General features: G+C 58.3%; 5 protein-coding genes. All 5 read right to left on the bottom strand.

What is annotated here, in order from left to right; genetic code table 11:
- Positions 1–656 precede the first annotated feature (656 nt).
- The 5 genes from B7G53_RS17845 to B7G53_RS17825 all read right to left on the bottom strand — a co-directional run bounded on the left by B7G53_RS17845 (position 657) and on the right by B7G53_RS17825 (position 7,374).
- Complete coding sequence (locus tag B7G53_RS17845) at positions 657–1,718, bottom strand: DUF7146 domain-containing protein (RefSeq protein WP_096670184.1); 1,062 nt, start codon at positions 1,716–1,718, stop codon at positions 657–659.
- A gap of 268 nt (positions 1,719–1,986) precedes the next feature.
- Positions 1,987–4,353 carry a VWA domain-containing protein gene (locus tag B7G53_RS17840; protein ID WP_170954756.1) on the bottom strand — a complete coding sequence of 789 codons (2,367 nt, stop codon included), beginning with the start codon at positions 4,351–4,353 and terminating at the stop codon, positions 1,987–1,989.
- Positions 4,354–4,405: 52 nt separating this feature from the next.
- Positions 4,406–5,536, bottom strand: a complete 1,131-nt coding sequence (locus B7G53_RS17835) for a DUF3150 domain-containing protein (RefSeq protein WP_096670180.1) — start codon at positions 5,534–5,536, stop codon at positions 4,406–4,408.
- A gap of 390 nt (positions 5,537–5,926) precedes the next feature.
- Positions 5,927–6,394 (bottom strand): single-stranded DNA-binding protein, encoded by a 468-nt coding sequence (locus B7G53_RS17830; protein WP_096670178.1) that lies wholly within the window; start codon positions 6,392–6,394, stop codon positions 5,927–5,929.
- On the bottom strand, positions 6,394–7,374 hold the full coding sequence (locus B7G53_RS17825) for a hypothetical protein (RefSeq protein WP_255250068.1): 981 nt from the start codon (positions 7,372–7,374) through the stop codon (positions 6,394–6,396). Before B7G53_RS17825 ends, B7G53_RS17830 begins: the two co-directional genes overlap by 1 nt.
- Between the last annotated feature and the right edge of the window lie 11 nt (positions 7,375–7,385).

Below are 7,385 nucleotides of genomic sequence, written 5' to 3'. Positions count from 1 at the left end.
CGGCCATCAACCCGGCGAGCGCGCAGACGCTCAGCCAACGCGCCGCCATCGCCATCGCCGCCCTGCACACCGCTTGAACCATGTTCGCCATGGACGCAATGCTGGGGCGATGACTGAGTCAACTCAAGATGCCACGGCCAGACGCTTACCGATAACCCAAGGGCTATACCTTCCATTCCTTCGGCCCTTCGCTTTCGGTCTACAGCCTCTGCGGCCTTGCCTACGGCTACTACGGCCTCTGCTGACTTCTCGCTCCGGTTTGCACCGTCGCCCTTTCAGGCATGAGGCGAGATCTCCCCAGGTAAGGGGCGCATTCCTTCATCACACAACCGCCACATTTACGCCGCCTGACCTTTGACCAAAAGAGCTTTGCGGTTTCTTGCCCGCTCGCCCTGGTCGGCAACGCCTTCTATGTGGTTCTTGTCCATCGGCTCGTGATTTATGTTCCATGCTTCCTTCCCACACTCGGTCGCCCTTGTGCAGTTGCGCTTCGCTTCGCTCGTCTTGGTCAACTTGCGGCGGGACTTGCACCCGCAGGAGTGCGCCCATGCTGGGCGCACAAAAAAAAACGCCCTGCAAATGAATGCAGGGCGCCATGAACGTAAAAACTCGGTTTGACAACGTGGGGCGCAAAGGCCCCACGTTTTCAGCTGCAGCTAAGCAGCAATTCGAGCACTCCAGAAATTGGCCATGTCATGGCCAACCTTCGCAGGTCGAACAATCATCGTCCTCAGATTCCGCGCGCGGCACCTTTCGGCCAGCTTGTCGGCATATTCGCTGCCCGCCCTCTTCCATTTCGTCCCACCGTTCTGCGTGGTACCTGACGGCTTCAACTCGTCCGAGTCCGCGAAGATGATCAAAGTGCGGACCTGCGCGCTCAGATCGCCTGGCACTTCAAACGCGGCTAAGGCTGGTCCATTGAGACACGGCCAGATGGGAATGTTCTTCAGCATCGCCGAAGCCCAGCCCGTTTCAATGCCCTCGCAGACGCCAAGCGTGTCCCCGCGCATCTCCATCATCCGAACGGCAAAGGAATTTACGCCTACGCCAAGATCGGTCTTCTTGGCCACTGGCACATCCGCCTTTTGACCATCTGCAGTCAGATAAGTCTTGTGCAGTTGAACGAGCTCACCACTCGGCCCTTGAGCGTAGGCCAGCATCGCTGGATACTCGCCCAACAACACCGGTCGATCATCGACTGCCTTCCCGGGCATCCAATACTGCAGCGCTGGATGGAATCGCAGGCACTTTGGCATGAAATCCATGCCTCGCACGCGGTTCTGCATGTACTTGGCCACAGGATCGCCCTGGGTGACCTCGCGCGCCTCGTTCCAGAACTTGAGCATCCTGGCGCGATTACGCTGGATCCGCTCAGGGGTCATTGCATTTGACATTGCGAGCCGCTGAAGCCTTGGAATCGGCGCAACCGAGGGATTGCACCCAAAGTAGTCCCGAACGTCGTCAGCCGCTTCACGAAAGGTTGTAAAGCCCATGTGTCGCATCAACATCGCGAAACCTGACGCGTACTTCCGGCCAGTACATCCTGCGCTGCAGACCCACACACCACCGTATTTCTTTTGAGTCCAACGGTACCGATCCTTGCCCCCGCAAAAGGGGCATGGTCCATTCCGTCCTGAGAAGAAGGCGCTGTCCATGCCTCTCGCGGTAAGAATGTCCGGCCATCGGCCGAACGCGAGATCTTCTGCCTTATCGCTCATGATCCCTCCGATAAAAAAGAGGACCGAGCTTCCCTGTTGGGACGCATGGCCCTACAGGGTTAAAGATAAATGCAGCCTCGAGAGACTGCGATGTTCGCGAAATAGCGAAAACAGTGCGATTGTCCATCAATTCCCATCCTCAGTCCAACGATCACGACCCCCCAAAAAACTACCCCCTACCCTGCTGGACGCTGGCTTTTTACAGGGGCCTTGTTGGGCCCCTGTAAAAAACCCCCACCTTTGCGCGGCAAAGGTAGGGACTTCAGTTTCAAGCTGTCAGTCTTTCGGCCATTCGGCCGCTGAACAACTTTTCCAGTCCATCGGGCAACTCGGAAGTTGACCCGATGTGGATCGAGTACGGCAGTAGCCGCTCGATCTGGCAATGTGCTCCCATGCCGATTCCCATGAATTCGACACCCTGAGCCTGCGCCTGCGCAATCAACACCTGGACCTCCTCGAAGCTGCTGGGGTTTCCGTCGGTCACGAGAATCACCAGGTGCTTTTCGGTCCGCTGCTTGAGCAAACGTGGAAGTACCTCGCGAAGCGCAGCCGCGAGCGGCGTGCCGCCAGCGGCATTGATCTGCCCCAACCGCTTTACAGCTTGTCTGGTTGACTCACCAAATGACTGCAGTGTCATCGTCGCGTCAACAAACGCGTCGTAGCCGGGGAACATCTCAATTGACGTTCTCACCTTTGAGATTCGTTCCAATGCCTGTGCGCACGCCACGCTCACCTCTGCGGCAGCCACGATCTCATGCTCCATCGAGGCCGATCGGTCTAGCAGAACCGTCACGGCCGCATCGATCCCTGATGCAGGCCTGCGGATGCGGAACACGTTGGTATCGCCCAATCGCTTGAGACGCCACACACGGTCCCCTGCCACCTGCCCACCGGTTTGCCCGTATTTCGACGGGCGCCGGCGCTTGTCCTGCAGCTCTTTTGTGAAGACGCGAACCAGCTTACTCAGGACACCTGATAAGCGAACACCCAGATCCAGGTGGACCTCTGCGCCGCTGCCGTTCCCAGTTCCCGCAGCCGAACCCGCCAGCCCCAAAGATTCTTCCGCCTCCTGTGCAGCAACTGCCAGTTCAATGGCTGCGAGCACCGCTTCCAGTGGTTCGCCGCTGGCTTCCGCGTCACCCATCAGGATTCTGAGGTGCGCTGTAAGCTCTTCGTCCGCCTCCGTTGGCTCTGCCGCAACTTCAAGCTGCCCATCAACGTCCGGTTGCCCAAACTGGTCAATGTATGCCTGCTTGAGCAGCGTCCCCAGGTCAAGGCCGTTGATAGACGCGAGATCCAACGGCTTGGTGGAATCCTCCAGCGCATGCGCAGAATTTCCCGCCTCACCGTCCTCAATCGGCACTGGCAAGTCATTCCCACCAGGTACACCGGACCCGAAAGGGTCCTGGCCTCCGCCCTCCTTTGCCGGCTGTGGTTGGTCTGCTTGTCCCTGGTCTCGTGGTTGCCCGGTGGACGCCCCTGTAGCCGGCCCATCGCCGCCACCATCAGTTTTTTGACCGTCTGGAGCGGCATTGCCGGGAGACGACTCCGCATCCCCGTGCTTCGCGTTCGCCTCTTGGGTCTCTTCCGCTGTTGGTTCTCCTGCCCCCTCACCCGATGCTTTATCGGTCGTTTGGGAGCCAGCTTGCCCATCCTGCGGACCCTCGGCCGATTCTGGTTCCGCGCCCTCGGACGATTGAGCTCCTTCACCGCTGGCAGCGTCATCGCCCTCCGCGCCGTCAAGCTCACCGCCGTCGTTTTCATCCGGACCATCAGGGCTGCCTTGTGCCGCGCCATCATTTGGCTCAGCGGACTCCTTTCCGTCGCTCCCCTGCGCCGCGGCATTGTCAGGGACATCGGCCTCCGGCTTCTGTGCCTCGCCGGCCTTACTCTGCTGCTCTTCCTCGGACGCTTCGCCATCGGGTGGCGGGGTAGCCGAATCCTTCTCGCCATCGTTAGGCACCTCCGGAACCGCTGGTTCTTCGGGCGCCTCGCTTTGCGCGGGTTCGTTCAATGCACTCAATAGCGCATGCGAGAGCGCGACAACATCGGCACTGTTCTCGCAGCTGGAAAGCTTTGATACAGCCGCCTGCACTGCGTCGCGCATTTTCGACGTGAGAGCGGGCTCAAACTTCGCTAGGAATTGGGGACCCAACTCCCGAATTGAGTCATGGGCGGCCATCGCAAGATAGCCCCTGGTAAGCGTCGTCACCGCAAGAATCATCGACAGGTGCTCTTCTTTCGAAGCGTCGAGCTTTGCGAAAATGGATTGATACGTCGCATCAAGTCCTCGGTTCAGGATCAGAGATGCGCCCCTGAACTCCTTCATTTGCTCCGCCTCAATTCGCGGATCTTCAAGCGTGTTGAAAATCGTCTTTATTTCCGCGCTGACACCATCCAATGCGGAGAAATCCGTATGGCTATCATGCCCTGCTTCGTGCACGGCCTGCCGTGTTAGCAGTGCAATTTCATCAGCCTCGCCCGTTTTTGGACGCGGGAGGCTAATGACTCCGTTCTCACCGCAAGAAGCCGGCTGGCCCCATACGATGACGGCCTTTCGACCGACGATCAACGAGAGGAATCCAGCTATGGTCTTCATCGCCGTTGCAATTTTCATTTGCACCAAGTTGGTCATTGTGTATTCCATGCTCCCCTGACGCCTGCGCGCCAGGGGGTGGTTTATCGGATCAGAACAGACCGATGAACATCGGCTGCTCTGCCTCAGCGACCGTTCGTTCCAGCTGGTTCCCATGGGACGCCGGCTGAACAGGTGCGCTGTGCGGTTGATCCAGGAACCCAGCGTCAACGCCAGTCCCTGAATTTGAAGTCTCCACCGCGATAGCTGCGGGAGATTCAAAAGTTGCGGCAGGAGCGCCGCCAAAAGTCAGCAGCTGCTCGAACGCGTCGACCGGTGATTCCGACTCGAACGCGAGCCTGGCGATCCGCATTGCCTTGCCAGGATTGGCAAGCGTTTGACTGATTGTCCAAACATGCATCAGGTTCACGCCATCAATCGGCCCGTCATTCGGCAAGAGCTTCAAGACGTGGTCGATCATCCTTGCCAGCGGCTCGCAGGTGGGATCCAGGAATGAAAAGTTCTGGAACTTCTCACCGATGCGCTTGAGCGGCCGCAGGGTCTTCCAGGTCACCTTCTCGCGCTTCGTGACTGCCCCCGACCCGTTGTCGCCGGTCAGGTACTTGGTAATCAGGATTTCCGCCTCTTTTGCAGCATCTGCAAACAGCTCGCCCTTGAGGCCAGTCATCTGTTCTGCGTACATCGCGTTGGCATCGCTGAACTCTTCGCTACTCGGTGCGCTCACGCGGCAGAGGTAGAAGCCGAAGGACAGCCGGCCGGCAACATGTTCCGGTGTCGGGATGTCGCTGATCAGACCTGCCCATTCCTTGTTGTCGGGATGGTCGCGCCAGAGCTCGATGGCCGTTTCGAAACGGCGTTTGAAACTGGTCGCGGTCTGATCAAACTCGGCCTTGATGCGGACCAAGGATTTGTAGACATCGTCAAGTTTGCCCTGCGGGATGCCGATCGTCCCCAGAAGGGGCAGACCGTTGTAGGCAAGGAGCTTTTCCGCTTCACGCTTCAAGCTCAGAAACGGCGCAAGATCGTCGGTGTCGCAGATCTTGATCGAGCCCAAGGTCGCCAACGTTTCGGGGGGAAGGTTCGCGAACTCCGGGTTCTTGGCAATCAACGCTTCTTTTTTGAGGCGTTTACGTCCAGACCAGAGATGCACATCAAGACTCACACAAACCAGTCCATCTACGGACTTTTTCGTGATTGCTTCGTCGACGGATTTATTCGTCATTGGGTTCTCCAAAAAGGAAAGCGGGAACCCAATAACCCCGTGCGGGATGGATTCCCGCTGGGGTTGATATGAATGCAGAAACGAGTTCTGCGGACGGCATGGCCGAACGGTGCCAATATAGGCCAAAGAAACGAGGGGTGCAAACGATGGCGACCAGCCACGTTTGGAAAGCAAACTACGGTTTGCTGGGAGGAGGAATCCTGCCACAAGACTCGGAATGTCTTGTGGCAGGACTCTCTTTCGAGAGCCTGCACGGGTCCGCATGTGCGAACCTCTTCTTCTATCCCCCAGGCGCTTTGAACGCCGCCCAGGGCCTGCTCTAACCGCAGCTGCCAGTGTGGCCGCAATTCTCGCAGATATCACAGCCGTCACGCTTGTGCAACGACATGCTCATGCAGCTCGGGCACTGGCGCCCACCCGCTGTTGCGGCTGCTGTCTTGGCACACTCTCGTTCGGTGGACGGCGTTGGGCTGCTGGTTGCCCGTTTCCGGCTCCACGCTGCTCGCCATTACCCTGCGCATGTTGGTTGCCTCCCGAGGAACGCTCACCCATGGGTTTGCGCCCTCGCTGAAACCAGCTCATTCGATATTTCACGAATGTCTTCGTCTCACCAGCTGGTGATGTGTATTGCTGGGTTTCCTGATGGCCAGTCGCAAAGATCTCTTGACCCTTGACGGTGGTTGAGCAGAATTCCTCAGCCATATCCCCGTAGCAGAAGAACGTTGCCGCCTCTGTTACTTCGCCGCCCTTGGCAAACCTCGAAGCCAGCAGCCGAAACTCACAGACCACCCCCCCTGTGGGGAGCAGCTTGAGCTCAGGCTGGTGACCGAGGCGTCCGTGTGCAGTCATCATCAACATCAGTGTGCTTCTCCAGTTCGTACAACACGATACATGTTTTTGAAGCCTTCCTCACCACCTGCGAGCGAAACTGGCACTTTCCCCAGCGGGGTAATCGCCACATTCTCGCCAATCTTCACACCCATCGCCTGCAGCTCCCGATCAAGCTCCAGCCCGCGAAGGGGTAGATCCACGCCATTGGCCAGCCGGAGCTTCGCCTCGAAGGTCTCGTACGGGGCGCGGCCTTGCGGCGACATCACCCGCGTTCCCGCGGCAATCAAGAGGCCCTCAAAGGTGACGCCTGTCTCGACCCGAGGGGCAAAGGTCTTTGCCGGCGGCAAAGGTTTGGGTTCGCGCTTCGCCGATGTAGCCATCTGTGGAGCTGGCGCAAGCGCCACCTTCACTTCGGCCTTTGGTGCCGGTTTTGCCGGCGCGTTGGGCATTGGCCTCGGCTCAGGTACAGGTTTGAAAGCCTTGACTTTCGTGTTGCCCTTCAAGTTGATCAAATCCTGCACCAGACTCACTGTCTCATCCTTGATGTCATCGAGTCCCATCGCTGGGTCGTATTTGGCATCCGTCAACGTGTGCCGCCTGCCTTGGAGCAAGCCCCGCAGCCGTGGCTCCGTCACAATCATTTCGCGTTTCACCAGGCCTTGCGACTTGTAAACACGAAGATGCACCACCGCAACTGATGGGTCCAGGCGAATCGTAACGATACGGTCCGCCGCGATGAACTCCTCCTGCTGATTCGTTTTTGCGCCGACAGCAGCTGCCGGCGCGAACTCGCGTTCAACTGGAACAGTCAGGTTTGCACCGGACTGCGGAGCTCGCGCTGCTACTGCTTCTGCATTGCTTTTGCGCAAGGCGTTGGCTTTGGCTACTTTCGATGCCGTCCATATCGCCACCTTGAGTGCGTTCCGGACTAGCCAGACCACACCCAATGCAACCATCGAGACGATCATGATGCCGGCAGCAAGCCAGCTCATTTTTCCACTACTCATTATTTGTTCCT

The sequence above is a fragment of the Polaromonas sp. AET17H-212 genome (assembly GCF_002379085.1).
GTDB lineage: Bacteria > Pseudomonadota > Gammaproteobacteria > Burkholderiales > Burkholderiaceae_C > Polaromonas.
The sequence above is the reverse complement of the archived record's forward strand: the minus strand, read 5'-3'. Positions and strand labels throughout refer to the sequence as shown.